Annotated in this window: 18 protein-coding genes and 2 pseudogenes; 4 read left to right on the plus strand and 16 right to left on the minus strand. The window is 63.2% G+C overall.

The features are described from left to right. Nucleotides 1–55: 55 nt before the first annotated feature. Entirely contained in the window at nt 56–1,333 is a 1,278-nt protein-coding gene (locus ABQJ48_RS16345; RefSeq protein WP_367839048.1) for an amino acid deaminase, read from the plus strand. A gap of 171 nt (nt 1,334–1,504) precedes the next feature. On the opposite strand, the gene ABQJ48_RS16350 is transcribed toward ABQJ48_RS16345, so the two are convergent. Both ABQJ48_RS16350 and ABQJ48_RS16355 read right to left on the minus strand, forming a co-directional pair. Further along, nucleotides 1,505–2,011 carry a MarR family winged helix-turn-helix transcriptional regulator gene (locus ABQJ48_RS16350; RefSeq protein ID WP_367839049.1) on the minus strand — a complete coding sequence of 169 codons (507 nt, stop codon included), beginning with the start codon at nt 2,009–2,011 and terminating at the stop codon, nt 1,505–1,507. A 30-nt stretch (nt 2,012–2,041) separates the two neighbouring features. After that, nucleotides 2,042–3,637, minus strand: a complete 1,596-nt coding sequence (locus ABQJ48_RS16355) for an MDR family MFS transporter (protein ID WP_367839050.1) — start codon at nt 3,635–3,637, stop codon at nt 2,042–2,044. 139 nt (nt 3,638–3,776) lie between these two features. Between ABQJ48_RS16355 and ABQJ48_RS16360 the strand changes: the two genes are divergently transcribed. Further along, the gene (locus ABQJ48_RS16360) at nt 3,777–4,613 is read left to right on the plus strand and encodes an EcsC family protein (RefSeq protein ID WP_367839051.1); all 837 of its coding nucleotides are present in this window, start codon (nt 3,777–3,779) and stop codon (nt 4,611–4,613) included. Here ABQJ48_RS16360 and ABQJ48_RS16365 read toward each other — a convergent pair. The 7 genes and pseudogenes from ABQJ48_RS16365 to ABQJ48_RS16395 form a co-directional block, all read right to left on the minus strand. Further along, on the minus strand, nt 4,597–5,574 hold the full coding sequence (locus ABQJ48_RS16365) for an alpha/beta hydrolase (protein WP_367839052.1): 978 nt from the start codon (nt 5,572–5,574) through the stop codon (nt 4,597–4,599). The genes ABQJ48_RS16360 and ABQJ48_RS16365 overlap by 17 nt on opposite strands. 118 nt (nt 5,575–5,692) lie before the next feature. Next, nucleotides 5,693–6,127 carry a CHRD domain-containing protein gene (locus ABQJ48_RS16370; RefSeq protein WP_367839053.1) on the minus strand — a complete coding sequence of 145 codons (435 nt, stop codon included), beginning with the start codon at nt 6,125–6,127 and terminating at the stop codon, nt 5,693–5,695. A gap of 573 nt (nt 6,128–6,700) precedes the next feature. Then, nucleotides 6,701–11,119 carry an ATP-binding protein gene (locus tag ABQJ48_RS16375; RefSeq protein WP_367839094.1) on the minus strand — a complete coding sequence of 1,473 codons (4,419 nt, stop codon included), beginning with the start codon at nt 11,117–11,119 and terminating at the stop codon, nt 6,701–6,703. A gap of 64 nt (nt 11,120–11,183) precedes the next feature. After that, nucleotides 11,184–11,930: an aquaporin Z gene (gene aqpZ / locus ABQJ48_RS16380; protein WP_367839054.1), complete on the minus strand. Its 747-nt coding sequence runs from the start codon at nt 11,928–11,930 to the stop codon at nt 11,184–11,186. 277 nt (nt 11,931–12,207) lie between these two features. Next, nucleotides 12,208–12,852 (minus strand): response regulator, encoded by a 645-nt coding sequence (locus ABQJ48_RS16385; protein WP_367839055.1) that lies wholly within the window; start codon nt 12,850–12,852, stop codon nt 12,208–12,210. A gap of 107 nt (nt 12,853–12,959) precedes the next feature. Then, a complete protein-coding gene (locus tag ABQJ48_RS16390) occupies nt 12,960–13,649 on the minus strand; it encodes a response regulator (RefSeq protein WP_367839056.1) in 690 nt (229 codons plus the stop codon). Nucleotides 13,650–14,168: 519 nt separating this feature from the next. Next, a pseudogene (locus ABQJ48_RS16395) lies at nt 14,169–14,613 on the minus strand (MFS transporter); the annotation flags it as partial. Nucleotides 14,614–14,887: 274 nt separating this feature from the next. Here ABQJ48_RS16395 and ABQJ48_RS16400 point away from each other — a divergent pair. After that, nucleotides 14,888–15,079 (plus strand): annotated as a pseudogene (locus ABQJ48_RS16400) (c-type cytochrome); the annotation flags it as partial. 80 nt (nt 15,080–15,159) lie between these two features. On the opposite strand, the gene ABQJ48_RS16405 reads toward ABQJ48_RS16400, so the two are convergent. Continuing rightward, a complete protein-coding gene (locus tag ABQJ48_RS16405; RefSeq protein WP_367839057.1) occupies nt 15,160–16,803 on the minus strand; it encodes a methyl-accepting chemotaxis protein in 1,644 nt (547 codons plus the stop codon). A gap of 297 nt (nt 16,804–17,100) precedes the next feature. Here ABQJ48_RS16405 and ABQJ48_RS16410 point away from each other — a divergent pair, with 297 nt between their 5' ends. Further along, on the plus strand, nt 17,101–17,901 hold the full coding sequence (locus tag ABQJ48_RS16410; protein ID WP_367839058.1) for a bestrophin-like domain: 801 nt from the start codon (nt 17,101–17,103) through the stop codon (nt 17,899–17,901). Between the two features lie 486 nt (nt 17,902–18,387). On the opposite strand, the gene ABQJ48_RS16415 is transcribed toward ABQJ48_RS16410, so the two are convergent. The 6 genes from ABQJ48_RS16415 to ABQJ48_RS16440 all read right to left on the minus strand — a co-directional run bounded on the left by ABQJ48_RS16415 (nt 18,388) and on the right by ABQJ48_RS16440 (nt 25,718). Beyond that, nucleotides 18,388–18,855 (minus strand): hypothetical protein, encoded by a 468-nt coding sequence (locus ABQJ48_RS16415; protein ID WP_367839059.1) that lies wholly within the window; start codon nt 18,853–18,855, stop codon nt 18,388–18,390. Then, on the minus strand, nt 18,852–20,897 hold the full coding sequence (locus ABQJ48_RS16420) for an integrase (RefSeq protein ID WP_367839060.1): 2,046 nt from the start codon (nt 20,895–20,897) through the stop codon (nt 18,852–18,854). The genes ABQJ48_RS16415 and ABQJ48_RS16420 overlap by 4 nt, the downstream gene beginning before the upstream one ends. Continuing rightward, a complete protein-coding gene (locus ABQJ48_RS16425; protein WP_367839061.1) occupies nt 20,890–22,437 on the minus strand; it encodes a site-specific integrase in 1,548 nt (515 codons plus the stop codon). Before ABQJ48_RS16425 ends, ABQJ48_RS16420 begins: the two co-directional genes overlap by 8 nt. After that, nucleotides 22,430–23,704 carry a tyrosine-type recombinase/integrase gene (locus tag ABQJ48_RS16430; RefSeq protein ID WP_367839062.1) on the minus strand — a complete coding sequence of 425 codons (1,275 nt, stop codon included), beginning with the start codon at nt 23,702–23,704 and terminating at the stop codon, nt 22,430–22,432. The genes ABQJ48_RS16425 and ABQJ48_RS16430 overlap by 8 nt, the downstream gene beginning before the upstream one ends. Nucleotides 23,705–23,831: 127 nt before the next feature. Then, complete coding sequence (locus tag ABQJ48_RS16435) at nt 23,832–24,362, minus strand: single-stranded DNA-binding protein (protein ID WP_367839063.1); 531 nt, start codon at nt 24,360–24,362, stop codon at nt 23,832–23,834. 168 nt (nt 24,363–24,530) lie between these two features. Then, nucleotides 24,531–25,718: an MFS transporter gene (locus tag ABQJ48_RS16440; protein WP_367839064.1), complete on the minus strand. Its 1,188-nt coding sequence runs from the start codon at nt 25,716–25,718 to the stop codon at nt 24,531–24,533. Nucleotides 25,719–25,752 lie beyond the last annotated feature (34 nt).

The raw sequence follows: 25,752 nt of genomic DNA on the forward strand, positions 1-25,752 counted from the left end.
TAACATGGTAAAGTCAAATCCGGTTTAATTTATCTGGTCGATGGAGCAAGGAGACATGAAAGTTACAAACTATCAAGGCGCAACGATCGATCCTTACAGCAAGGGCTTGGGCATGGTTCCAGGCGCCAGCATCCAGCTCAAGGACGCAGCGCGTCTTGAATGGAACCTGCTGAATGAAGACGTGAGCCTGCCCGCCGCTGTGCTGTACGCCGATCGCATCGAGCACAACCTCAAGTGGATGCAGGCATTCGTCGAGGAATACGGCGTCAAGCTCGCGCCGCACGGCAAGACCACCATGGCGCCGCAACTGTTTCGCCGCCAGCTCGAAACCGGAGCGTGGGGCATCACGCTCGCCACCGCGCATCAGGTGCGCGCGGCGTATCACGGCGGCGTCTCGCGCATCCTGATGGCTAACCAGCTGGTCGGCCGGCGCAACATGATGATGATCGCCGAATTGCTGAGCGATCCTGAATTCGAGTTCTTCTGCCTCGTCGATTCTGTTGAAGGCGTCGAACAATTGGGCGAGTTTTTCACGTCGCTGAAAAAGCCGCTGCAAGTGCTGCTCGAACTCGGCGTGCAGGGCGGCCGCACCGGCGTGCGCGACGCGGCGCAGCGCAATGCGGTGCTCGACGCCATCGCGCGTTATCCGGACGTGCTGAAGCTCGCGGGCGTCGAGTTGTACGAGGGCGTGCTCAAGGAAGAGCACGAAGTGCGGGAGTTCCTGCAAAGCGCGGTCTCGGTCACGCGCGCGCTCGTCGACGAGGGACGTTTCGCGCGCACGCCGGCGGTTTTGTCGGGCGCGGGTTCAGCGTGGTACGACGTGGTCGCGGAAGAATTCGTGAAGGCGTCGGAGACCGGCAAGGTCGAGATCGTGCTGCGTCCCGGCTGCTATCTGACGCATGACGTCGGCGTCTATCGCAAGGCGCAGACGGATATTTTCGCGCGCAATCCGGTTGCGAAGAAAATGGGCGAGGGATTGCTGCCGGCGTTGCAGTTGTGGGCTTACGTACAGTCGATTCCCGAGCCGGATCGCGCGATCGTCGGTCTGGGTAAGCGCGACTCCGCTTTCGACGCGGGCCTGCCGGAGCCGTCGCGCCACTATCGTCCGGGGAGCACCGCGCCGCGCGACATCGCGCAGAGCGAAGGCTGGGAGATTTTCGGCTTGATGGATCAGCACGCGTATCTGCGGATTCCCGCCGGCGCCGATCTGAAAGTGGGTGACATGATCGCGTTCGACATCTCGCACCCGTGTCTGACATTCGACAAGTGGCGTCAGGTGCTGGTGGTCGATCCGGCGTATCGCGTCACCGAGGTAATCGAAACGTTCTTTTGACGGTACCGCGAGTGAGGCGCTGTGCGGTCATGCGGCGCGTCGTTCGCGGCACGCACGGCTTATCGCGTTAGGCAAACAAGCTTTGGCGAGTCTCGCGGTTCAGCGGGCTTGCCGGTCATGCTTAATACGCCTCAGCGCGGCCGGCCGCGCCGTGCCAGTTGTGCGTCCGAGTCACAACTGAGGCGGCGCTGCACGACCCGCGGCTTCAGCCGTCTGCTCGGCCGCCGCCGCACCCGTCGCGCTCGCCGTGGCGGCAACTTCGCCAATCCTTGCTTCGAGCATCTTCAACGCGCCCGACAGCGCACGCAACGCGTCATCCGGCAGCCCGGCCATCGTGTCATGTAAAAACGCATTGCGGCGCGGCAGGCTCGCCTCGGTCGCGGACCGCCCCGCTTGAGTCAGACGCACATTGGTCACGCGGTTATCGCGCGTATCCATGCTGCGCGCAATCCAGCCCAATCCTTCCAGCGCCTTCAACTGACGTGTGAGCGCGCCCGGATCGACCCGCAGACGCTCGACCAGGCGCTTCTGCGACGATTCGCCCGCCTGCTCGTGCAACGCGAGCAGAATGCGCCAGCGCGGCAATGGGTGGCCCACTTGCGCCTCGAATGCCGACATGAACGCCCGATACGTGCGGCCAAATTGCTGCATGACGGCGACGCGGTCCTGTTCTTCCATGATGTGCTCAGTAAAACGGTGCGGCTGAGATCAGTCCGCGTGAACCACGGGTTCCAGCTTGCGCTGCAGTTTGATCGGCGGCACGCGGCGGCATTGCCATACCGACACCACCGCGATGATCGCCGCCATCGCTAAACCCAGATGGATCGCGCCGACCAGCGCCTCGCGCGCGCTTTCCAGCAGCATGGCGCCGTTGTGGCCAGCATGCGTCAACTGTTCGACCAGCGCCGCTTGCGCGTCCCGATTGATCAGAATCTGCGGATCGCCGAGATCGGCAAACCAGTGAGACGCGTTGTCGCTGTCGAGCGCGCTGCGCACGCCGCTCGCGTACATATGGCTGACCAGCGTGCCGGTCAGCGCCGTGCCGATCATCCCGCCGATCATCCGCAGCGATTGCAGCAGCGCCGTGGCGATGCCGAGGTGTTCGCGGCCGGCCGTCTGCTGCGCGAAGATGGTCAGGTTCGGCATCACGAAACCCAGCCCCAGGCCGCCCACCACCATGAACGACATCAGCACCCAGTGCTGCATGGAACGCGTCGCGACGACCACGCCGAGGCACGCCAGAGCGACCAGCGCAAAGCCGAGGTACAGCATCAGATTCGGATTGCGCACGCGCGACACGATCCGCCCGTTGGCGATACTGCCAATCGTGATGAAGACGACCAGCGGCGTGATCACGAGCCCCGCATCTTTCGGCGACATGCCGAAACCGCCCTGAAACAGCAGCGGCGCGTAGAACAGCAGGGAGAACATCGTGAAGCCACCTAGCACGGCCAGAGTGAACAGCGCGGCCAGGCTGCGGTTGCGGAACATGTCGACCGGCAGGATCGCGGTCGGGCAGCGCTTTTCCCACTGCCACAGCGCGTAAGCCGACGCGACGCTCAGCGCGAGCAACGTCAGCGCGCTCAAGGTCACGCCATGTTTCGGCAGCAGTTCGACGAACAATTGCAGCGAACCCAGCGCCACCGCGATCAGCACGGCACCTGGCCAGTCGAGCCGCATCTTGCCCGTATGCTCGACATGCCGCAGATGCGGCAAGAAGCGCCAGACGAAGAACAGCGACAGCAACCCGACCGGCAGATTCACATAGAACACCGAGCGCCAGCCGTAGTACTGGGTGAGAAAGCCGCCCAGCGACGGCCCCACTGCATTGGCAATGCCGAACGCGGAACTCATCAATACCTGCCAGCGCAAGCGCACGACGGAGTCGGGGAACAGGTCGGGAATGCAGGCGAACGCGGTCCCGACCAGCATGCCGCCGCCGATGCCCTGCAAGCCGCGCGCGAGCACCAGAAACAGCATGTTGTTGGCCGCGCCGCACAGCACGGACGCCGCGGTGAACACGACGATCGAGGCGATCACGAACGGCTTGCGCCCGTAGTAGTCGCCGAGGCGCCCGAAAACCGGCACGGTGATCACCGAGGTCAGCAGATACGACGTGGCGACCCACGCGTACAGCTCGAAGCCCTTGAGTTCGGAGACGATGGTGGGCAACGCGGTGCCGACCACGGTCTGGTCGAGCGCAACGAGCATCGAGACGAACGAGATGCCGAGCATCGCTAGCAAGGATTCGCGGAAGGGTAGAACTTGCCCACTCGAGTGGTGGGCGGTGGTATGGACAGCCATTTTTTTGATGACGCAACAGTTGACTCGTCAAGGATTGTGAATCATAACACGGTGCCACGCTCTAAGCGGAACGCGCCGCCGCGAGCGCTCGCGCCGGCAATCAACGATCCATCCATACGACATGACGCCAGGGAGGCACATGCAATCCAGTTCGCTCGCATCACCGTTATCCGAACCGGACCTGAATGCGCTGCGGCGCGCGAAGCACCAGTTAGAGAGCCCCGCGCTAGCGATGAAGCTGGCGAGCATCGTCGGCGCGCCGCTGGAAAAGCTGTTGGCGCGAATTCCGGCATTCGCCAACGCCAAGGTCACGGACGCGACCGAACTGGCATTGCGCAAGTGTTTGTCGATTGCGCTGCGCACGCTGGGCCGGCGCGACGCCGGGTCGCTGGTCGCGCCCGACAAGCCGAGCAACCTGCTGCACAAGTTCGCGGTGGCGACCACCGGGGCGGCCGGCGGCGCATTCGGCGTGTTCGCGCTGCCGGTCGAATTGCCGGTCACCACCACGCTGATGTTCCGCTCGATCTGCGACATCGCGCGCAGCGAGGGCGAGGATCTGTCGTCGATCGACACGCAGTTGCAGTGTTTGACCGTGCTCGGCATGGGCGGCACGTCGAGCGAGGACGACGACGCCGAGCTCGGCTACTTCTTCATGCGCGGCGCGCTCGCCCAGGCGGTGTCGAAAGCGTCGTCCGACATCGCGACCAAGGGCTTCAGCTCGCATGGCTCCGCGGCGCTGCTGCGCCTGCTCAACGCGATTGCCGCGCGCTTTTCGGTGCAGGTGAGCGAGCAGATCGCCGCCAAGTCGATTCCGGCGATCGGCGCGGTATTGGGGGCAATGGTCAATACGGTGTTCATCGACCACTTCCAGCAAGTCGCGCACGGTCACTTCACGGTGCGGCGGCTGGAACGGCAGTACGGCAACGAAACGATCCAGGCCGTATATCAGAATCTCGAGATCACGCTCGATTCCTGAGCGGCTGACCGAGTTCGCGTGGCGCAGCGTTGCCGGCGCGGCCCGTCGCGCGTCGCACGAAGGCCGCCGCGTGCTGCAACGCCCGGCTCGCTTCCGGAATGAACGGCACGAACATCGGCCACACGTGCGGCATGTTCTTCCACACTTCGAATTCGCAGTCGACGCCCGCCGCACGTGCGTGGTCGGCGATACGTTGCGAATCGTCGAGCAGCACTTCCGTGCTGCCCACAGCCATGAAAAGCGGTGGCAGCCCATGAAGGTCGGCGTAGACCGGCGAAGCGTAAGGATCGGTGGCCGGGCTGTCGCCGAGATAGACCTGCGCGGCCCGCGCGATCGCCGCGCCGCAGAACATCGGATCGACGCTGTCGTTGCCGTGGATGCTCGCGCCCGTCGCGGCCAGATCGGTCCATGGGGAGAACAGCAGGCCGCCCGCCGGCAGCGCATCGCCGGCGTCGCGCAACGCTACCAGCGTGGCGAGTGCCAGGCCGCCGCCGGCTGAATCGCCGGCAATGACGATCGACGCGGGCGCGGTGTCCATCGCGATCAAGGCTCGGTAGGCCGCGAGCGCGTCATCGAGCGCCGCCGGGTAGCGATGTTCGGGCGCGAGACGGTAATCGAGCGAAAAGAGCCGCGCATTGGCGCGCGTCGCCAGTCCGAAGGCAATCGAGCGATGCGTGCGCGGCGAGCAGAAGTAGTAGCCGCCGCCGTGGCAATACAGGACGGTGGCTGCGGGCGTATCGGCAGTGGGCGCGCCATCGGCGCGCTCGAGCCATTCGCCGCGCAACGGCGCGTCGTGCTCGCCGTACGTTTCCCGCAGACGCCAGCCACGCGGCACCGGCGGCGACCACACGCGCTTCGCGGTCAGCGCACGCGCGCGATCGACATCGACGCGAGGCTTGAGCGTCTCCGGTCGAAACCGCCTGCGCAGATACCAGCATGCGAGTGCGCTTTGCCAACTCATCCCGAAGCGCTCCTTGGTGACTGTCCCGCCGCGGCGCTCGCGCTCAGCGCCGCGCCGGTCGACGGTGGCTTCCAATGCCGGGCGAACGCATGATGAACGGGCATCAGCGGCGCGCCGCCTAATTCGCCGGCAACACTTGTCCGCGAATCTCGCCCGTCGGGTTCTGCGCGGTGTGCACATTGAAGTACCACTGTCCGCCCAACAGATCCGTGACCTGTTGCTCGTTGAGCTTGGCCGATCCCTTGATCGGGCTTGCGAGCGCGCCCTTGTCGATCGGCACCTGGACTTTCGCGTTCTGACCGACCGGCGCAGGCCCGTGGAAATGCGCGGCAGTGGCCGGGCCGCTCAGGCCTTCATAGGTGATCATCCATTGCAGCGATTGCGTCGACGTGTCGAAGGTCGCGTTGAGCATGCCGTGTCCATGGCTCACCCGAGGCGGCACTTCGCTCGAAGGTTCGAGATCCGCCTTCAGGCTCACCGTGTCCGCGAACGCGACACCCGACGCGAACGCCCACAACACAACAGCCAGATTCATTTTTCGCAGCGCAATCATGTTCTTCTCCGGATGTTGATGCGCCGCGGCACCGACCGGTCGGTCAAGCGCGGCGCCACGCCATACTAGTGCAAAACGTTGGCGCCGGTTGGCGTGCGCATGACCGGGCCCGACCGGCGCTGTGTCGGGTATCGCGCGGTAGGGGCTGGCTGGGCGCCAGTTCGGTAGTTGTCCGTAGTTGTTGGTGCAGGTGATCGTGAAGCGAGGCTGCGTACTTACGCGCGACTCGAAAGCGCCCGTACGCCGAAGTCTCGATCGACCGAGCGGCCGCCCGCGACGATTTCATCGCCATATTCAAACAGTTAATTGCGGATTCTGCAGTAAATCAATCGCGGCATCTGGGCTATGCTTCTGCTTGCGAGAAGTGACTCTTTCATCGAAGGATGTCTCCAAACCTTAACGCGGCTTCGGCCGCGTTTTTTTTCGCCTCGCGCTTTTTCGGCTCGTCGGTCCGATTCGCGCGCGGCTGCATTCTCTTGCGTCCGCCTGCACTGGCTTGCATTAACCGTTGCACCGCCTGATGCAAACGCACTGACGCCTGTCCGCCGCTGTCAGCGTTCCAACAGCGACGCGCTACCGCAGCAAAGCCGCTTGCTGCTCGATGCCGTCGAGCATCGCGTTGCATTTGTCGATCAATGCGAGCCCGTCGCTACGCAAGCGCTCCGGTGTCTTGCCGGCGATACTGCGGCCATATTCGTCGAGCGCCTGTGCCAGCGGCGGATATTGCAGCACGCTTGCCGCGCCTTCCACGCGATGCAGCCACTCGCGAATGGGCGCCGTCTGAATGCGATCGAGCAGCGGCGACAAGCCCTGAATATCTTCGCGCACGGACACGACGAACGCGTCCAGCAGGGCCTTGACGGTCGATGCGCTGCCCCACAGTTGCGTCAGGTGGGTCAGGTCGACCGGCACGAACGGCTCCTCGGCGCGCTGCACGAGCGGCCCGACCATCGCCGGCGCGCCCTCCATTTCCGCGGGCGCGGCCTGCGGCGCCGCTTCGGGGCCGAACCAGCGGCTCAGGTAGTCGCGCAAGGTCGCGAGCCGGGTCGGCTTTACGAGGCTGTCGTCCATTCCTGCGTCGCGGCAGAGCTGGAGGTCGTCGGGCGCGGTGTTCGCGGTGATGCCGAGAATCGGCAAGCGGTAAGCGCCGCCCTGCTCGCTCTCGCGCACGCGCCGCGTGAGTTCGTAGCCGGACACGTTCGGCATGTGGCAATCCGTGATCAGGCAGCCGTACCGGGTGTGCTGCAGCGCGCTCAGCGCCTCGGCGCCGTCGTTGACCACGTCGCACGCGAAGCCGAGCAAAGTCAGTTGATGACGGATCAGTTCCTGATTGACCGGATGATCTTCCGCGACGAGGATCAGCCGGCCGCTGGCGCTTGCCCGTTCGCGATCCGGCGGGGTCACGACGCTTTGAGGCGCACGCGGCGCACCGGTTGCGCGCTGTGGGGCCGACGGCAGTCCCGTCATCGCAGCGGCGCACGCCGCGCCCAGGCCGCGCCACGAGATTGGATTGACGCTCACACGCACCTTGTTGTCGAGAATGCGATAGCCGGTCGGTTTCGGCTTTTCGGTGAGGCTGATGATGCGCGTGGCCTGACCGACGTTCGCGGCCACCTGCAACAGCAAGTCTTCGCTGACGAACAGCAGGTCGGTTTCCGCAAGCGTGGCACGACCGCACAGTTCGGCGGCGTCCGGTTCGAGGCCCCGCAAGCGCAGCCCGAGCGCCTCGCCGAAGTGAATCAGCGCTCGGCTAACCCGCTTGTCACCCGTCGCCACGATGGCGCGCTTGCCGCGCAAACCGCTCACGTACGAGCGCTGCACGACGACCGGCAGGGTCAGTCGCACGATCATGCGCGTGCCCCGGCCCGGTTCGCTGCGCAACGTGAGCGTGCCGTCCATCAGATCGATTAGCTTACGGCAGATGGTCAGCCCGAGGCCCGTACCGCCGAAACGCCGCGTGGTGGACGACTCCGCCTGCACGAACGGCTCGAACAGGCTTACCTGTACGTCGGGGGCGATGCCGATGCCGGTGTCCTCCACGATCATTTCGAGGGTCTGGCCGGCGTCGTTCTGCTCGACCACGGTCACGCCCACGTCGACCTGGCCCTGCGGCGTGAACTTGATGGCATTGCCGAGCAGGTTAAAGAGGATCTGCCGCAACCGTACGCTGTCGCCGCGCAGCGTGGCCGCCACTTCCGTCGCGATATCCACGCGCACCTTGAGTCCCTTTTCGTGCGCGCGCCCAGCCAGCAGTCCCACGGCGTTGTCGACCAGTTCGCGCACATCGATGGGCTCGGCTTCGAGCGTCAGCCGCCCCGCTTCGATCTTCGAGTAATCGAGCAGATCGTCGAGGATCTGCAGCAGCGCGCCCGCCGACTCGTGAATCATGCTCAGCATTTCACCTTGATCCGTATTGAGCGGCGTGCGCTCCAGCACCTCGACGAGACCGAGCACCCCGTTCATCGGCGTGCGGATTTCGTGGCTCATCATCGCGAAGAAGTTGTCTTTTGCACGCGACGCCGCTTCAGCCATGTCGCGCGCTCGCGCGAGTTCCTCGGACCGGGCCCGCTCCACGCTGGCGTCGACCCAGAAGCCGCTCCACACGACGCTGCCATCCGCCTCGCGGCGCGGCACCAGTTCGGCGCGCACCCACGTGACCTGCTGCGCGCTCTTCAGACGAAACTCCATATGCACGGGCGTTTCGCACTGGGCCGAGCGCTCCAGTTCAGCCAGCACGAGCTCACGGTCTTCGTCCGCCACCCGGTTGAAGTCGACCTGAGCGCGGTGATTCGGCGCCACGTCGTGATCGTCCAGCAGGTGGCGCGCGTTGCCGCCGATATACGGAAACGAGTAGGCGCCGCTTGCGGTGCGGCGCATCTGAAACACGACTGCCGGCAACGAGCGCGTCACATCGAACAGCAGCCGTTCCGTTTCGCGCGCGACCATTTCGGCGCGCCGGATACTGGTGATGTCGACCATCGTGCCGACGAGGCACACCGGTTGTCCGTCGCTGCTGTGGCACACGCTGCTCCAGAAGAGCCCGTGGCGTACGTCGCCGGTTTTGTTTTCGAACTGCAATTCCATCTCGGCTGTGCCGCCTTTGAGGACTTCTTGCGTCATGTCGTCGAGCAGGCGGCTGTTCACTTCGCCCCACGTGCGCACTTCCGTGGTCGTGTGTCCGAGAACGGCTTCGCGACTCTTGCCGCACGCTTCTTCATAGGCGCGGTTGACCGCTATGTAACGGCCCTGCAGATCTTTGGCGACGAACGCATAGGGCACCGTCTCCATCATCGCCTCCTGAAAATTGAGCTGCAGCGCGAGTTCGCGCTCGGTTTTCTTGCGCAGCCTGACCTCGCGCTGCAGCAGCAAATAAGCGCGCAACGTGACGAGCAGCACCACGCCGGTGCCGATCAAGACCGGCAGCAGACGCACCGCGGTCACGCTCCACGAGCCGGAGTGAGCCACGGCGCCGGTCGCCCACCTCTGCTCGATGCGCTCTTTCTCCGACGCCGGCATCGCCTGCAACGCGCGGTCGATGATCCCGGCGAGCGGGCGCAGATCCGAACGCACCGCGAAGCTGAGCGAGTCGGACTCGCCGAGCGTGCCGAGCACCTTGAGTACGCCGGCGTAGCGGCGCCTGAGCTGGAAATCGACCGCGGCCGCGTTAGCCACCAGCAAGTCCGCCTCGCCGTGCCCGACCATGCGCAGCGCATCGTCCAGGCTCGGCGCGACGACGATATGGTCGGGCGCGATGACGTCTAGCGCGTGCGGAATCGAACCGGCCAGGTGCGCCGGAATCACAGCGCGCCGCCAGGTGAAATCGTCGAGCGAGGGTGCGTCCGGCTCGGCGGCGCGCCCAACCATCACGATCGGATAGCTCGCATAAGCGCGGCTCTGGCTTGCTCCGTTCAGTGGCGGACCATGACTGGATGCGGTGGCGAGCATCGCCAGCTCGCCGCGCTGGAAAGCGCCCACGGCGGCGGGCCAGTCGGACAGGCGGGCGCGGTTGAACACGATGCCAAGAGTGCGACTCAAATAAGCCAGATAGTCAGCGGCGATGCCGGCCGGACGGCCGGAGTCGTCGAGCAGGCTAAAAGGTGGCCAATTGCTGTCGAAGCCGATCTGCAACGGCGGCAATGAATGAAGCCACTCCTTTTCTTCCGGCGTCAGCACGAAGCGACGCGCGGCGGCGGCCGGCTCCGCGCTGAAGTTGCCGGACAGCCAGCGCACGCGGATTGCCGCGCCTTCGGCGGGGTTCATCGACGCCAGCGCGCGATCGAGCTGATCGCGCAGTGCAGTCCTCGCCCGGGGCACGCCGAAGCGCAAGTCGGCAAACGTGCCGCCTTCTTCGAACGCGACATGCAGGCCGCGAAATTCTTCGGTGGCCAGCTCGTACTGGGCGACCGGCGCAAAACCGAAATAGGCATCGGCTTCGCCGCGGACCACCGCGGCGAGCGCCGCGCTCGTGGTCGCGTACGCATTGATCTCGGCGCGCGGAAAGCTCTCGTGGACCGCGCGATCGAGCGCGAAGCCGCGCTCGATCGCAAGACGCGCGCCCGCAAGTTCGCGACGGCTCGCATACCGGTTGCTGTCGCGGCGGACCACGGCCGAAATGGAAGAGCGAAAGTACGGCGCCGTGAAATTGATGCACTGTTCGCGCTCGGGCGTGCGCGCGATGCTCGTCAGCAAGTCGATGTTGCCTGCGCAGGCGGCGGCGAGCAGCTGCGGCATGTCCGGAAACACCTTCGCTTCGATGACGACGTTCGGACCCACCAGCGCGCGCAGATAGTCGCCGCTCACGCCAGTCAGCCTGCCGTCTTGCAACATGTCGAACGGCGCCCAGCCGCCGGCGAGCACGCCGACGATCAATTTCGCCGGGAACGCGCGCGCGGCCGGAACACTCGCCCCACCCCCGAACGGTTCGGCAAAGGCCGAGACGACGGCCGCCGACAGAAACAGCGCGAGCACAAGCAACAGGCCGCGCCGCAGCATGCGTTTCACCGCAAGGCCCAGCAGAGGACGCGCGACGACCGGAATGAACGGCGCCGACACGCGTTCACGCCGCGTCGCTCTTGCCGCCCGTTGGCGCGGCGGCGGACGGATCAGCGTTGCCATGCAGAAGCGAAAACAGCACGCCGGCCGCGATGCCGCCCAACAATGGCGCGGCCCAGAACATCCACAGCTGATCCAGCGCCCAGTTGCCGACGAACAGCGCCTGCGCGGTGGACCGGGCGGGATTGACCGACCCGTTGGTAATCGGAATGGAAACCAGATAGACGAGTGTCAGGCAGGCGCCGATCACCAACGGTGCGATCGACGCCATGTTTTTCCGAGCGGCGATCAACAGGCACACCATGACGAACGCAAACGACAGCGTGAATTCCACGGTCAGCGCCGAATGCAGTTGATAGTCCGCCGGCGAATGGGCGCCGAAACCGTTCGCGGCGAATTCGCTGGCGCCCAGGTCGAAACCTGGACGGCCGCTCGCCACGTACGCGAGGGCGCCGGCCGCGGCGACGGCGCCGAGCGTTTGAGCAGCGATGTACGGCAACAGATCGCGCACCGGAAAACGCTGGGCGACCGCGAAGCCGACGGTGACCGCCGGATTGAAATGGGCGCCGGAACTCGCCCCGAACGCGTAGCTTGCCGTGGCGAACGCGAGACCGAACGCAAGCGACACTTCGAGCCCGCCATACCCCTGCAGGACCACACTGGCGTCCAGCACGGAACTGCCACAGCCAGTGAACACCAGCCACGCCGTTCCCACGCCCTCGATCCACAACCGCTTACCTAGCGCGACCATTCCCTCTCCTGTTTTTCTATGTACAAGGCAGACGGCACCGCGCGATTGCAACCAGACCTTGCCCTGAATCTTTTCAGCCGGTCGCTCTCAGGATGACGGAATTACCCGACGCCTTCGGCCAAAACAACGGGCAAACAAGGGGCAAGCAGGTAATACGGCCCCAGTCAATTGGCAATTATTGAATGGCGCCCGCTTCGGACGAATCAGAAAAGTCTTAAATTATTGGTTGCGTAATAAATTAATTAATCACCCTTGCACAACTTCAAGTTAAAGATCGTTAAGCCAATCCGATTTTCCTTGCATAGTTGATTAAATCAGCTTCCGTTTCCAGCCCGAGCTTGCGCATTGCGCTGCGCTTTTGCGTGCTGATCGTCTTGCCGCTGCGTTCCAGGCGTTGCGCGATCTCGCAGACCGCCACACCCTGCACGGAGAGTTGGAAAACTTCCCATTCGCGCGGGCTTAGCGCGCCGGTTTGAAACTGCGGCGCGAGTTCCGCTGCATCCAAAGCGGCGCGCACCTGCTGCGATAAGTGAACGCCGCCGGCGGCAACCGCGGTAATCGCCTTGACCAGGTTTTCCGCGGCGTCGCGCTTGTCGACGATGCCTGTCACGCCGATATTGCGCAGGCCCGTCAGCAAGTGGCCATGGCCGATGATCGTGAGCACGACGACGTAAGGGCGCGGCTCGCGACGCAACAGGCGGCGCAGAAACGGCACCGCGTTGCTGCCGCCGTCGAGCCCCGGCATGTCGATATCCGAGACGACGACATCGCAAGCGTGCGCATCGAGCAGTACGGCCAGGTCACGCGTGTCGGCCGCCTCGCCGACCAGCTCCATATTCGGCCTGGACTGCAACAGGTATCGGATGCCGGCGCGCACGCATTGATGATCGTCGGCGACGATCACGCGGATCTTGTGTGTCATTTGTTTGTGTTGTGGAATCGGCACGCTCCGCACGCAAAGTGCTTCCCCGGAGCGATGCCAATACTTCTGCTGTTGATTCGCGCGGCGGCGCGACACTGGCCGGCTTGTCAGCGGCTTTGACTACAGCCTTCGGTAATTACGCCGTGTTGGGCGGCGAAACGAAACAGTTCCGCGTCGGTCTGCAGCGCAAGCTTGCGCATTGCCGTGCATTTTTGCGCGCTCACGGTCTTCACGCTGCGCCCAAGACGCGTGGCGATCTCGCTGACGGCGAAGCCGGACGCGTACTGCGTGAACACTTCGAGTTCGCGACGCGACAGTGTGCCGCGAATGAAATCGAGGCGCTGAGCCACGGTCGCGTCGGCAATCAGCGTGCGCACCGCGGGCCCGACATAGCACTCACGCGCGAGCGCCATGACCACCGCCACGTGAATCAGATCGATCCGGTCGCGCTTGCTGACCAGCCCGTCGACACCGAGCGAAATCACCTGCTGCAGCGCGGTCACTTCGGTTTCCATGGTGAGCACGATGAGTGCGACGTGCGGGTAGCGCACCTTGAACTCTTTGACGACGTCCAGCCCGCGGCCGTCGAAGCCACCTGGCATGTTCAGGTCCATCAGCACCAGATCGCACGGGCTGCGATCGACTTGCGTGAAAAGTTCAGTGGCGTCGGCGGCGCGGCCGACGATCTGCATGTTCGCATAGCTTCTCATCAGATGTTCGATGGCAAGCAGAACCAGTGGATGGTCGTCCGCAATGATGGCTCGAACAGGTGTCGTTATCTCAGCGGTGTCGTTCATCGTCTCCGGCTCCTTTGCCCCTGATTTTCCGTCACCCTTTTAGGCGCAACGGCGCTGCGAAGATAATTCAATATTCCTTTGCAGATAAAAATCAGATCGCTCCGAAATAAGCCAAAGCAATTGGCGCGGATTAAGCTATTTGCGCATACGACTTAAACAGCTTGCACCCGAATAGAATAAATGGAACCGTTCGCCAGAATGATTCGGAGATGAGCCGGGCTTTATCCCGTTCGTTGTAGGAATGGTTTGCGCATGCGTTCGACGAAGCAGAGATGCGCGGCACGATTTAACGCAGCCGCGCGGCGATGACCCAGCTGCCGAGGCGACAAGTCCACGTCGGCGAGCCATGAAAACCAAGGTGGTCCTTGTGCGGCAATAAGCTGATAGCTTGTTGCAGCTATAACAGCAGATAAATAGCGCTGAGGGACTTGGGCAATATCGACGCTCTCGCGTCGCCCATTTCCGCTTGCGACGCATCGACAACGACTGCGTGCGGCACGCAACGCCGCTGTGCCCGCGTCACGCTTCATCGCAAGCTCGCGCCGTCTGGATGCCGCCGTTGGGCACCGCGCGCGGAAACACCGGGAATGCGATGAGCGCGCAGGCGCTCGCCACCGCCCAAATCGTCGGCCACGAACCGATCGACAGCAGCGGCGGAATGGCGGCGGCGTCAGGAACAGCGTCAGAAACACGGAGGTATTGCCGATCGTGAGCGCCGTCCCCGAGCGGCTCGTCCCGGCCAGCGTGGCAAGCTCGGTGAAGGCAACGCCGTGCCATGCCGACGCGCTCACGCCCCCCCCAGCACGACCATCAGCGCGAACTTCACGGTAATCGCCGCGTGGTGCAAAGCGGCGAAGCCCGTCAACAGCGCGAGCGGCGCGAATCAACCGGCGGTCAACAGACTGCAGGTGCGCATGTACTGCCGGCGATTGCCACGCCGATCGGTCCAACTGCCGCTCCAGATCCAATGAAGTCCCTTCTGTTTTGCAGTAGCGCAATCGTTTCCAGAAAGAGACTGGGAGACCCGCGATGCGTTGTCCGCTGAATTCGCCAGACAGTTCGCGAGCGCACGCATGGCAGCCAAATCGAGAATAAGAGTGTTTGCAACGAGGCTTCGCTGCATCGTAGAACTATCGGATCTTCAGTTCTGTTCGCGATGGCATGCGCTCTGTTTCGTGGTGCTGCTGCAATGTCCTCGTGTGCTGCCTGGAGTTCAAGCCCGTCGGCTGGTGGATCTGGGCGAGATGGATCGCAAGGGCGCGGCGGCATGGCTGAGCGGACAATCGTCGACTTATCTCGCACAGCAGATGCGCGCGTTCGCGTCGGGCGCGCGGCGCAACGACATCAACGAACAGATGCGCAACGTGGTGCGGCAGTTGACCTCGGCGGGAATAGATAGTTTGGCCAGGTATTACGCGACCATGCAGTAATGTCCCGCTCAAGTGCGCGGCGCCTCGGGTCCCGATGGCTTAACAACCCCAGGCGCCGCGATGCAGGACGAGCCGCCACGTCAAGCCGCGGCGAATTCGCCTGCGTTGCTCAGCTTGGGTGCACCGGCCGCAGTCGCATGCCGCGTCGCCAAAGAAGCGGCCGAACCGCTGCCCGTCCGAAACACCGCCACCGCCGCTGACAAACGCCGCGCCTGATCTTCCAGCGAACTCGCCGCCGCGGCAGCCTGCTCGACCAGCGCGGCATTCTGTTGCGTCACCTCGTCCATCTGCGCGACCGCGAGATTGACCTGGTCGATGCCCGTGCTCTGCTCGGTCGCGGCCGCCGCGATCTCGCCCATGATCGAACTCACGCGCGCGATCGCGTCAACGATCTCGCTCATCGTCGACCCGGAGCGTTCGACCAGTTGCGAGCCGGCCTGCACCCGCGCGGTCGATGCATCGATCAAGCCCTTGATCTCCTTGGCCGCCGCCGCGCTGCGCTGTGCCAACGAACGCACCTCGCTCGCGACCACCGCGAAACCGCGTCCCTGCTCGCCGGCGCGCGCCGCTTCCACCGCCGCGTTCAACGCGAGGATATTAGTCTGAAACGCGATCCCTTCAATCACGCCGACAATATCGGCAATCCGCCGCGAGTCGTCGACGATGCCGTGCATCGTGCCCACCACCTGTTCGGTGAGCTCGCCGCCCTGCGCCGCAAGACTCGACGCGCCCTGCGCGAGCGAACTGGCCTGCATCGCGTTGTCGGCCGTCTGTTTGACCGTCGAGGTCAGCTGTTCGATGCTCGCCGCCGTTTCTTCGAGCGATGCGGCCTGCTCTTCCGTGCGTTGCGAGAGATCGGTGTTGCCTGCCGCAATCTCGCTCACGCCCGTGTCGATCGATTCGGTGCCCTGACGCACGGCGTTCACCGTCGCGATCAGCGATTCCTGCATTTTGCGCAACGCGGCCGCCAGACGGCCCATTTCGTTGTTGCTGGTCACGTCGATGCGGCTCGTCAGGTCGCCGTTGGCGATTTGCTGGAACTGCGCGATGGTCGCGTCGACTGGACTGACGATCGCCCGCACCAGCACGACGCGGCCCAGCCACGCGCCCAGCAGCGACACCACGATACCCACCGCGACGGCGATGGAGATCGCGTAAAACCGGTCCTGCGCCTGCTGATAGCGCTGCGCGCCGTGATCGAGCTGCCACTGTTCGAGCGCGAGCATCGACTTCTCGTACGCGCTGTAGAGCGACGGCAGCTTGTGCGCCTGCAACTGCTGGAACGCGGTGCGATCGCTCGATTTGAGGGCGCCCAGCGCCGGCTCCACGCCCTCGTGCAGGAAAGTGTCGCGCGTCGTCTGCATGGCCGTGATCATGCGCCGTTCGTCGGCGTCCGCACTCGCGCGGCTCAAATAGTGGGCAAGACGATCATCGGATGCTTTCTGGTACTGATCGAAGCGCTTGAGCACCGCATCCGCGCCCTCCTGATCGCTCAGGTCAGCCAGCGATGCGTAGGTGGCCAGCGCGAGACGCAGGCGCAGCAGCTGTCCGGCGCTGCCCTCGAGGTCCGCGACGGCGGGGGTGTCCACGGTGTACATCTGTTGCAGCGACGCGTTGCTGGCACGCAGCGCCAGCAATCCCGCGGCGGCGCCGAGCAGCAGCACGACGCCGAAGAACGCGATCATCAGGGTGAGGCTGGTGCGAATCGACAGATTTTTCCACATCCGACTTGTCTCCATGGGCTTGCCTGACAGACGATGCAGAAACGGCACCGGCCACGCATGCTGCGCCCAAACCACATTCGGCCCGGCCCGCAACTTTGTCGAGATTTAAGGGAACCCGACATAGAGGGACTACGGCGCAATTGCGGAAAACTTTATGGTGGATGGCGCATACGGCTGCGCTCGGTCAATATCTGAACGGGACGCCGGGAGGTTGTTCGCGCAAGGTGTTCATTTGCAACTAGTCGCGGTTTGTGGCGCGCTGCAGTTGAGAGAGGCGCGTGTCGTCGGAGCATGTCGATGTCAGAAGTCGGTTCGGCTCTACTGGTGTTTGCGCTTTTGCTGATGGCGACCGGCGTCGGCGTGTGGGTGCGCCCGCTTCTGCCCGAAGAGCACAAGGCGCACGAGACGGTGCAGCTCATTCAGCTGGTGATCGGCATGCTCGTGACGTTCGCCGCACTGGTGCTGGGTTTGCTGACGGCGTCGGCCAAGTCGAATTTCGATACGGCGTCGAACGATTTGCGAGCCTTTGCCGCCGATCTGATCGAATTCGACGGCAGCATGCGCGAACTGGGCAGCGATGCCGAGCCGTCGCGGCATCTGCTGCGGCAGTACACCGCAGCGGCGATCGCGTCGACGTGGCCGCGCGAGCCGGCGCCGAGCGGCGATTATCCGAAGAACATCGGCTCGCAGGAAAATACGCAGACTCTGGAGAATGCGCGGCTAGGCGATATGCTGAGCGCGGTGGGCCGCGAATTGCGGCAAGTGCAAGCGCGGGAGCCGTTGCGACAACGCGCGCTCGACGACGCGTTGACGCGATACCGGCGCGTCGTGGACGCGCGCTGGACGATCATCGAAGAAGCGCACAGTTCCATTTCGCTGCCTTTCTTCAAGACCCTGACGTTCTGGCTGTGCGTGATCTTTCTGAGCTTCGGGTTGGTTGCGCCGCGTAACACGCTGGCGCTCGTCATGATCTCGCTGGGGGCCGTGTCGATTGCTTCGGCGGTCTATGTGATCGTGGATCTGGATACGCCGTTTTCGGGGCCCATCGTCGTTTCCAGTTTGCCGATGAGGGATGCGCTCGCGCATTTGACGCGCTGATCGCGCAGCGGTGCGAGCGTCGGGCGTTCAATGAGCGCCGTCGCGCGCAATGGCTGTGCCGCGCACTGGCTATGCAAGCAGCAACCCGACCCGCCTGAAGCGCCTGACGATGCACGGCCGCCTGACAAGCAGACGGCCCAGCCGTCGTCGAGTGAGGCAAAAAATAATGGCCCCGATCCCTCGTCTTGCTGAGAGGCTGGGGCCAGCTTTACGTCTGAATGCCGTTTTTAGAAAGGTTATGGGCACTTTTGTTTGTCAATAACGCTTGGGAAGCTTGCTGCATAAGGCTCACACAATCCCATCATACTAGTAGACGTAGCTAATCTTGCCAGATGTCCCATCTTATTTACGCTTTTGTTCAGCCCGGCGTAGCCGGGCTCTAACTTTTGGTGCTTTCGCTTTTCGGTCAGGAAATATCTTTAATCGCTTTTAGGGGGTGCAGGGGGGAGAGCAGCGCAAGTTATCCACAGGTCCCTGCGCGGCCCCTCATCGACGGCTCCTGCCGGCCAACGATGACTTCTTTGCCGGCTGAAGTGGTTTGCTTCGTTCGCGGTCCACGGCAGGAAGCGGATTGTTCAGGAATTCCTTGGTCAGATTCCGCGTCTGGGCGTTGTAGGCCCATCGTGCAAACTGCTCAAGCAGTGCGTTGTTCTCCGCTTCCAGGCGGCGATTTTCGCCTTCCAGCCTGGCTATCCGCTCTAGGGCGACCTGCAACTCCGGCGACGCCGTCTCGCGTGTCTGCTCCTGCCCCGACAGGGCCTTCTTTCGTACCGTATAAGCCAGTCGGATTCGCTCGTGGCGGTGAAGCGTCTGCCGTGTGTATCTGAGGCCCTCTCGCCTCTCGACTGCCTCGACTAGCGCGTCCCATGTCAACCTGCCGCTCCACCCATCAAGGACCTCAACGATGGTGGCAGCGACCTTGTCATCAAGGTTTCTCTCTCTCACCCTGGTCATGCTGCCGCCTCCTCGGGTGCCGATGACGAGTCCAGCTCAATGGGCGCCGGCAGCAGTGCACGGGCTTGTGCCGCATGCTCAAGCCGGGACGGGATATCCGCAGGCAGCAGTTGGATGACGGCGCCGAGCGGAACGGCGGGGTCATCCAGAATGTCGAGCAGCGCAGTTATCCGGGCCAGTTGGGCCTTGTGGTGCTCGGCCCATTCACCGGCCCCGAACTCGCCGTCGGCGTCCGCCTGCTCGGCCATCGCCAGCAACCGAGTCGCCTCGGCATGGGCCTGCCGGATTCGCTTTTCCTTCTCCGCCTCACCCTTTACGCAAACCTGTTCGCCACAATTCAGGCAATCGCGATGCATCTGGCATGGCGCCATCACATAGTCGTGAATGCAGTAGCCGAAGTCCGTCGTGTGCGCAGTCGGCACTTTCAGCCGCGCAAATTCGTCCCGCGTGATGAGTGCAGCCCGGGGCCCCTTAGCCAGCGGACCAAACATGCGTGTATCGTCACCGACGGCGGTCCGGATGCGCGCGATGATGGCAGCCGGTGTCTCGTGGTCATAGTACTTGTTCTGCCTCACATCCTTGCGCCCAGACCACTTGGCTATGTCAAGCTGGCTCAAACCTCCGGCCTGCGCGAGGGTGTTCAGGTAATGTCGGAACTGATGCGTGTTCACACGAATCGGAGTGCCGTCCGGCTCGTAAAAACCACAACGGTCGAAGATGGACTGGATACCCGTGGTTGACCGCGCACCCAGCCGGTTGTGGATGTGCGGGTGAGTCACCCGCTCAATCACGCAACGGTAGCGAGCCTTGGTGGTCTCTAGCGCGTTGCGCTGAATCACGAAGAGCGCATCGCTGTACTTGAGGCCCGTCGACTCGTCAGCAACGGGAAACCCCTTCGGCAACTGTCGGAGCACCGCCGTTTCCACGTCAGCGAAACGGACGTAAATCTTCCTCCCGCCAAGCTGCTGCGTCGGGATTTCGTTGGTGACGCACCACAGGCGCGACGAGTTCGGGCTTACTGCGTCAGCAAAGATGATTTCGCCAACATCCGCCATGCTCAGCCATTCTTCTGCGCGGAAGTGCTCCGTATCCTGGGTCAGGTAAAGCCGCCTCTGATTCTCCTCATACCAGCGCGCAACCTTGCGCGCTTCGTCGGTGAGCTGGCGGATTTTTTCGACAGCCTCTTCGACGACCGCCGCCATCGATGGAATAATCCACTTCACCATTGGCGCGGCTCCCTTTGCGGGCCACCATCTCAGGCCGTAGGCATCGTCATCCGCCCCGTCGCGCTTCTGCCGGACCTCGCAATTGACCGGAAGGTCCAATACTTCGCTGATACGGTCGGGCGCCGAACAGAGAATCGCAGTGGCCGACGACACGAGGACGTCAGCCGGCTCTGTGGCCAGCAGGAATACCTTGGGCAAGGCATCGAGCGCCGCCTGGCTCGGCATTTTCGCCTCCCGGCGCTCGTCGGCCTCCTTGCCAACGCGTATCGTATCGCTGGGCCGCTTCAGCGGGTTCCGCCATCGGGTTGGCACGGCGGTCAAACGGCTGTCGCACAGGAAGTCGGCAATCATTTCGAGTTGCCCGCCGGTCCTGTACGCGACGGTCGCAGCGCCCCGGCCGCCGAGAAGCTGGGCAGCACGGTTCAGAACGTGGCTGTCGATTTGTACGGGGTCCGCCGTTCCTCTCTCCAGCAAGGCCGCCTCCAGCGCCCTAAGCGCCCCCATGCGCTTGCCGACGTCAACCGTCGGGCTCATGCCATGCTGATATCGCATGTAGGACTTCGCGAACGACCTGAAGGGTTCCTGCATCATGACAAGCGCCCGCTTGTTGCACGTGTCGAGGTTACTGAACACCAGTCGCAGCGCGCTGGTCTTTCCCGACAGCTTGATGGTGTCGGACACGTCCCAGGAGTCGGCCTCAAAGTCCAATGCATGACCGAATATCGTCAGCCTTGTCTTGCACAGTTCGATGAAGGCTGCCAGATTGGCCCGAGCATCGAGGTCAGCCTGCGGCACAAACGTAATAAGGTCAGCCATGAGCCGCGCTCCCTTCATTACGCGCAGCCTCGCAGAGCTGGATGACTTCCGCGACCGCGAGGATGGCGCGGTCATTAATTGACGCAATTCGCGCGTCGCCGGCAGCCATCAGACGCTCCCGCTCCGCAATCAGATACTCCAGAACCTGTTCGTGCGGACCGTCCACCCATGGCTCGAAGCTGTTGCAGGTATAGCAGGCGACCGGCTTGAGGAATCCACAGAAGCCGTGCTTCCCGCAACTGGACATCGCTTCGATTTTGCCCGTAATGGCGGGAGCCCGAATCTGGCTTCCCGGGTCGTCGCGACGAGAGGCCTCGGACGATGTATCAATGAGCTTGCCGGCAAACGCCTGCGCAAGGGGCGCAAGCTGCATTGCGACCGCCCGGTCGATGCGTTCCACAATGGCCGGGGTTGAACGCACATACACGCCCACATTTTGCGTATCGGAATGGTCAAGCAGCTCGGCTATCACCAACTCTCCGTGGCCTTCTTCTGCCGCGCGAGTGCCTACTGTCTGGCGGAATCTCCTCGGCCCGATATGAATGAAGTCACCGGTGCGCTCCGAGATGACCTCGAGCCGCCTCATCGCCGCATTAATCCTGTTCCCGATTTCATGAGCCGTCTGGTGATACTCATACCCACCAATCGCGCCTTGCTGGTCTCCGGGAAACAGCGGGGCGTTCATGGGGTCATCGAGCAAACCGGCGAAGCGCGCCTGGACCTTTTGGGCATATTTGGCCACCAGTGCTCCAATTTCCGGAGTCAGCACGCGCTCCTTGAACTCCCCTCGCGGGTTGCCGTCACGCGTTTTCCCTCTTGGCATCCGCAGGGAATAGGTTGTTGCCTGCCCCGTTTTATGAATGGCCGCAAAATCGCAAACTTTTAGCGCCGCATACTGCTTCGGCCGCTGACCCAGCATCATCAGCAACCAGCAGAGCACATACTCTTGAGTGGCGACATCTCCTCGCGCGTAGGCAGCGTTGAGCGCCGTTTGCAGTGCCTCGAGTTCCAGCGCAGTGAACGGCCCCGTCACGGGGTCCATCGTCGCTACGCCTACCCCCTTGGGGTTGCCTTTCAGCCGCAACTGTGACAGCAGCACATCGGCATCTAAGGTGACACCGGTGTAACCTAGCCGCCGCCAACGCCTCAAGAAGCCGGATAACGTACCAAGATGCCATTCATTGCTCGGTCCAATGTGCGCCCTGTAGTTCAGCAGGTCCACACTCGAAATCTCGACCAGCGCGGCCTCGCTCGTTTCAGCCATGAATTCGAACAAGCAACGTGCCCGGTAGAACATGTTCCTCAAGTGCGGCAGGGACTCATTTTGCGCATACCAAACCAGCGTCGACCGGAAAGCCAACTCGAAATAGCGTCCGAGTTCAGGCAATGTGCCGAACTGGAGATTTACCTTGACGGTAGCCTCTCGAATTTTCCACTCATCGTCGCGGGGGTCGAACGTTGCTCCCCCACGAGTCTTCACTTCAAGGGGAAGGGTACCGGCATATGGGACAGCGACCGGCAAATCAACATCGCTACTCATTCTCATTGCGAGGTTTCACCATCTTGTTCTGCAGTTGTAGCGAGGCCTCGCGCGCCTTTCGTTCGATTTCCCGCCGCGTATAGGTTTCCGCTGTGCCGGAGGTCTCCGACCAGCCCATAATGTGCGACCGCGTCTTCTTTTCCACTTCGGGGTCCATGCCCTGTTCGTCGGCGACCTTCGAGAAGTTGTAGTTGTTCGTGTGGCGGAACAGGTGCGGAAAGAGACCCAGCAAGTCGGGATGCCTTGCGTTCAGCACATCGAATATCTTGTTGAGTCCGCGAAGCGAGAGCGGCGCCCCGCCGTTCGCGACGAAGAGGAACTCGTGCTTTCGTGCGGCGGGAAAGCGGCGCCGTTCCTCAAAGATGTAGTGCCGCGTGCGCTGCGCCAAATCGGCGCTGATAGCCAGGAGGCGGTCGGCCGTCTTGGCATTGGGCTGGTGGACGCGTGGGTCATCCGGGTCATCCGCGCGCCGGGCAATGAACACTTCATTCGCCCGGAAGTTCATATCCCTGACCTTCACACCGAGAAGTTCGCCGCGCCGGACGCCAAGCCCCATGAACCAGCGCACGATGAGTTCGTTGCGCACCCGTGCGTGCCGGCCTTCCCACGGATTCTCTGGCGAATTCACATCAACGATTTGCCACAGACGCTCCTGTGCCGCCTCATCCAGCGCCCTTCGGCCACGTGCCCTGTTGCGGCCTTTGTCATCAGGGACACGGGCGGTCAAGCCGGAGGTCACAATCTCCCTCGCGCTGAGCAGCGCCGCGCGCGACGGGTGTCGCGCGCTCAGACTCAGCAAACATCTGTCGGTCAACCAGCCGACGAACTGCCGGATATACCGAATCCGCACGCCAGCGGTATCCACGGCGACTTCAGGAATGGCTTTGTTTGCCCTGGCCCGGTAATTTTCGAGGGAAACGACCGCAGGCCCGGCCACGTTCGGGCTGGCATCGACCTGTGCCTCGATATCGGGCATTGGAAGGCGGCACAGCTGTACAAGCGCGTCGAGCTCGCCCAGCTCGAGCAGCCGCCCGTCCAGCATGCGCTCGGGCAGGTCGATTTGATACTTGTCGCAGAAAAGCAGGAACACCTTCAGCGCGCGCAGGACCTGCTCGATGGTGGCGCTCGCCCGGTTGCGCGCCCGGAATTCGGTAAGCGCGAAGACAGTCGGCTCGAACAGCGGAACGCCGGTGCAGACATTGACCAGCATCGGGAAGCGCTCGCCTGACTCGAAAACGGGGTTCCTGACGGTGTAGCGCTCGGCCATTTATTTACATTTTCAAAAGTGCCCGGTTCGCAGCACGATACCGAAACGCATAAAAAATGTATATAAGAAAAAAGCCCGCAACCACAAGGGTTGCAGGCCTGCTAATTACACTTCCTGAAAGTGCCCGTCAGAACGGAATATCGTCATCCATCTCATCAAACCCGCCGCCGGCCGGCGCGCTCGGACGGCTCGCACCGCCGCCGGCGTTGCCGCCACGCGAAGCGCCACCCGACACTGCGCGAGCGCCGCCACCGCCGCCGCTACGCTCGGACGGCTCAGCGCGGCTATAACCGCCTTCATCGCCGCCGCCCATCGACGCGCCACCGCGGCCGCCCAGCATTTGCATCTGCTCGGCGACGATTTCGGTCGAGTAACGATCGGTGCCGTCCTGCGCCTGCCATTTGCGGGTGCGGATGCGCCCTTCGATGTACACCGACGAGCCCTTCTTCAGGTATTCCGAAACGATTTCCGCGAGACGGCCGAAGAACGACACGCGGTGCCACTCGGTGGCTTCCTTCATCTCGCCGGACGCTTTGTCCTTATACCGATCCGTCGTCGCAAGGCGGATGTTCGCCACTGCGTCGCCGCTCGGAAGATAACGGACTTCCGGATCGGCTCCGAGATTGCCGACGAGAATGACCTTGTTCACGGATGCCATGATTTCTCCTGTTGATTCCGTTACGGGCGGTGCGGCAATGTGCGGCTCGCGTCTCATGGCTGTGGGCCCGAGACCCGAATCGCGCCTCTGCCCGCCGCCGGGTGAGTTCTGTGTGAGTTCGGGAAGTACCCCCGAACGTGCCGCGTCTCTCGTCCGGAGTGCGCCGTACTAAGCTTTGCGCGGCGGCTGTTTCATCTTTGCGGCGATTATAAGCCAGCAAAAGACGAGCCCCGAACACGTGAAGAACACCGCACTTTGTCCATCTACTTTCAGCAGCCAGCCGCCGATCATGCCGCCCAGCGCAAGACCGATCGACTGTGTGGTGTTGTAGACGCCGGCCGCCGCCCCTTTACGGGTTCCCGGCGCCAGTTTGGATACCAGCGAGGGCTGCGACGCCTCGAGAATATTGAAGCCGAGAAAGTACACGAAGAGGATCGCCGCGACACTGAGAATCGTATGCGTGGCGACGCCCAATAACAACTGGCCGATCAGGATAAGACCGATCGCGGAAAGCAGCACCATCTTCATCTTGCCGCGCTTCTCGGCGGCGATGATCGCCGGCACCATCATCACGAAAGACAGCCCCATCACCGGCAAATACACCTTCCAGTGGGACGCGACCGGCAAGCCGCCGGCTTCGAGAATGCGCGGCACCACGAGGAACAGCGCGGTCTGCGTCGCGTGCAGCACCAGCACGCCGAAGTTCAGGCGCAGCAACTCGACGTTGTGCAGCACTTCGGCGAATGGCGCGCGCACGTGCACCGGCTTCGGCGCATCGGGCACGACCCACAACACGAGGCCGATCGCGAGTATCGAGAAAATGCCGACCAGCGTGAACAGGCCGCTCATCCCGACCCAGTGGAACACGACCGGCGCACCGACGATCGCCACCGCGAACGACACGCCGATACTGCCGCCGACCATCGCCATCGCCTTGGTGCGATGCTCGTCGGACGTCAGGTCCGCGATGAAAGCGATCACCGCCGACGACACCGCGCCCATGCCCTGGATCACGCGGCCGACGATGATCCACGTCATGTCGTGCGCGCCCGCCGCGACGAAACTGCCGAGCGCGAAGATCAGCAGCCCGGTCGCAATGACCGGCTTGCGGCCGACCTTGTCCGAGATCCACCCATAGAAGATGTAGAGCATCGACTGTGTGACGCCGTATGCGCCGAGCGCGATGCCCACCAGCAGCACGTTGTCGCCGCCCGGGATGGTCTTCGCGTAGATCGTGAACACCGGCATGATCATGAAGAGACCCAGCATGCGCAGCGCGAAGATGGCGGCAAGCGACACGGTCGCGCGCAGTTCGGGCGCGCTCATGCGTGTGGAAGTGGCGGACGGATTGGACATCGGGAGCGTTATTTGGATGAGCTGGGCAGCACAG

The sequence above is a fragment of the Paraburkholderia suaedae genome (genome assembly GCF_040812055.1).
GTDB lineage: Bacteria > Pseudomonadota > Gammaproteobacteria > Burkholderiales > Burkholderiaceae > Paraburkholderia.

Bases quoted from the DNA above. Each gene is read 5' to 3' on its own strand.
- ABQJ48_RS16375 (WP_367839094.1), bottom strand. From the start codon at position 11,119: ATGCTGCGGCGCGGCCTGTTGCTTGTGCTCGCGCTGTTTCTGTCGGCG.
- ABQJ48_RS16425 (WP_367839061.1), bottom strand. From the start codon at position 22,437: ATGAGTAGCGATGTTGATTTGCCGGTCGCTGTCCCATATGCCGGTACC.
- ABQJ48_RS16430 (WP_367839062.1), bottom strand. From the start codon at position 23,704: ATGGCCGAGCGCTACACCGTCAGGAACCCCGTTTTCGAGTCAGGCGAG.
- ABQJ48_RS16385 (WP_367839055.1), bottom strand. From the start codon at position 12,852: ATGACACACAAGATCCGCGTGATCGTCGCCGACGATCATCAATGCGTG.
- ABQJ48_RS16420 (WP_367839060.1), bottom strand. From the start codon at position 20,897: ATGGCTGACCTTATTACGTTTGTGCCGCAGGCTGACCTCGATGCTCGG.
- aqpZ (WP_367839054.1), bottom strand. From the start codon at position 11,930: ATGGTCGCGCTAGGTAAGCGGTTGTGGATCGAGGGCGTGGGAACGGCG.
- ABQJ48_RS16390 (WP_367839056.1), bottom strand. From the start codon at position 13,649: ATGAACGACACCGCTGAGATAACGACACCTGTTCGAGCCATCATTGCG.
- ABQJ48_RS16410 (WP_367839058.1), top strand. From the start codon at position 17,101: ATGTCAGAAGTCGGTTCGGCTCTACTGGTGTTTGCGCTTTTGCTGATG.
- ABQJ48_RS16345 (WP_367839048.1), top strand. From the start codon at position 56: ATGAAAGTTACAAACTATCAAGGCGCAACGATCGATCCTTACAGCAAG.
- ABQJ48_RS16440 (WP_367839064.1), bottom strand. From the start codon at position 25,718: ATGTCCAATCCGTCCGCCACTTCCACACGCATGAGCGCGCCCGAACTG.
- ABQJ48_RS16360 (WP_367839051.1), top strand. From the start codon at position 3,777: ATGCAATCCAGTTCGCTCGCATCACCGTTATCCGAACCGGACCTGAAT.
- ABQJ48_RS16435 (WP_367839063.1), bottom strand. From the start codon at position 24,362: ATGGCATCCGTGAACAAGGTCATTCTCGTCGGCAATCTCGGAGCCGAT.
- ABQJ48_RS16415 (WP_367839059.1), bottom strand. From the start codon at position 18,855: ATGACCAGGGTGAGAGAGAGAAACCTTGATGACAAGGTCGCTGCCACC.
- ABQJ48_RS16370 (WP_367839053.1), bottom strand. From the start codon at position 6,127: ATGATTGCGCTGCGAAAAATGAATCTGGCTGTTGTGTTGTGGGCGTTC.
- ABQJ48_RS16405 (WP_367839057.1), bottom strand. From the start codon at position 16,803: ATGTGGAAAAATCTGTCGATTCGCACCAGCCTCACCCTGATGATCGCG.
- ABQJ48_RS16365 (WP_367839052.1), bottom strand. From the start codon at position 5,574: ATGAGTTGGCAAAGCGCACTCGCATGCTGGTATCTGCGCAGGCGGTTT.
- ABQJ48_RS16350 (WP_367839049.1), bottom strand. From the start codon at position 2,011: ATGGAAGAACAGGACCGCGTCGCCGTCATGCAGCAATTTGGCCGCACG.
- ABQJ48_RS16355 (WP_367839050.1), bottom strand. From the start codon at position 3,637: ATGGCTGTCCATACCACCGCCCACCACTCGAGTGGGCAAGTTCTACCC.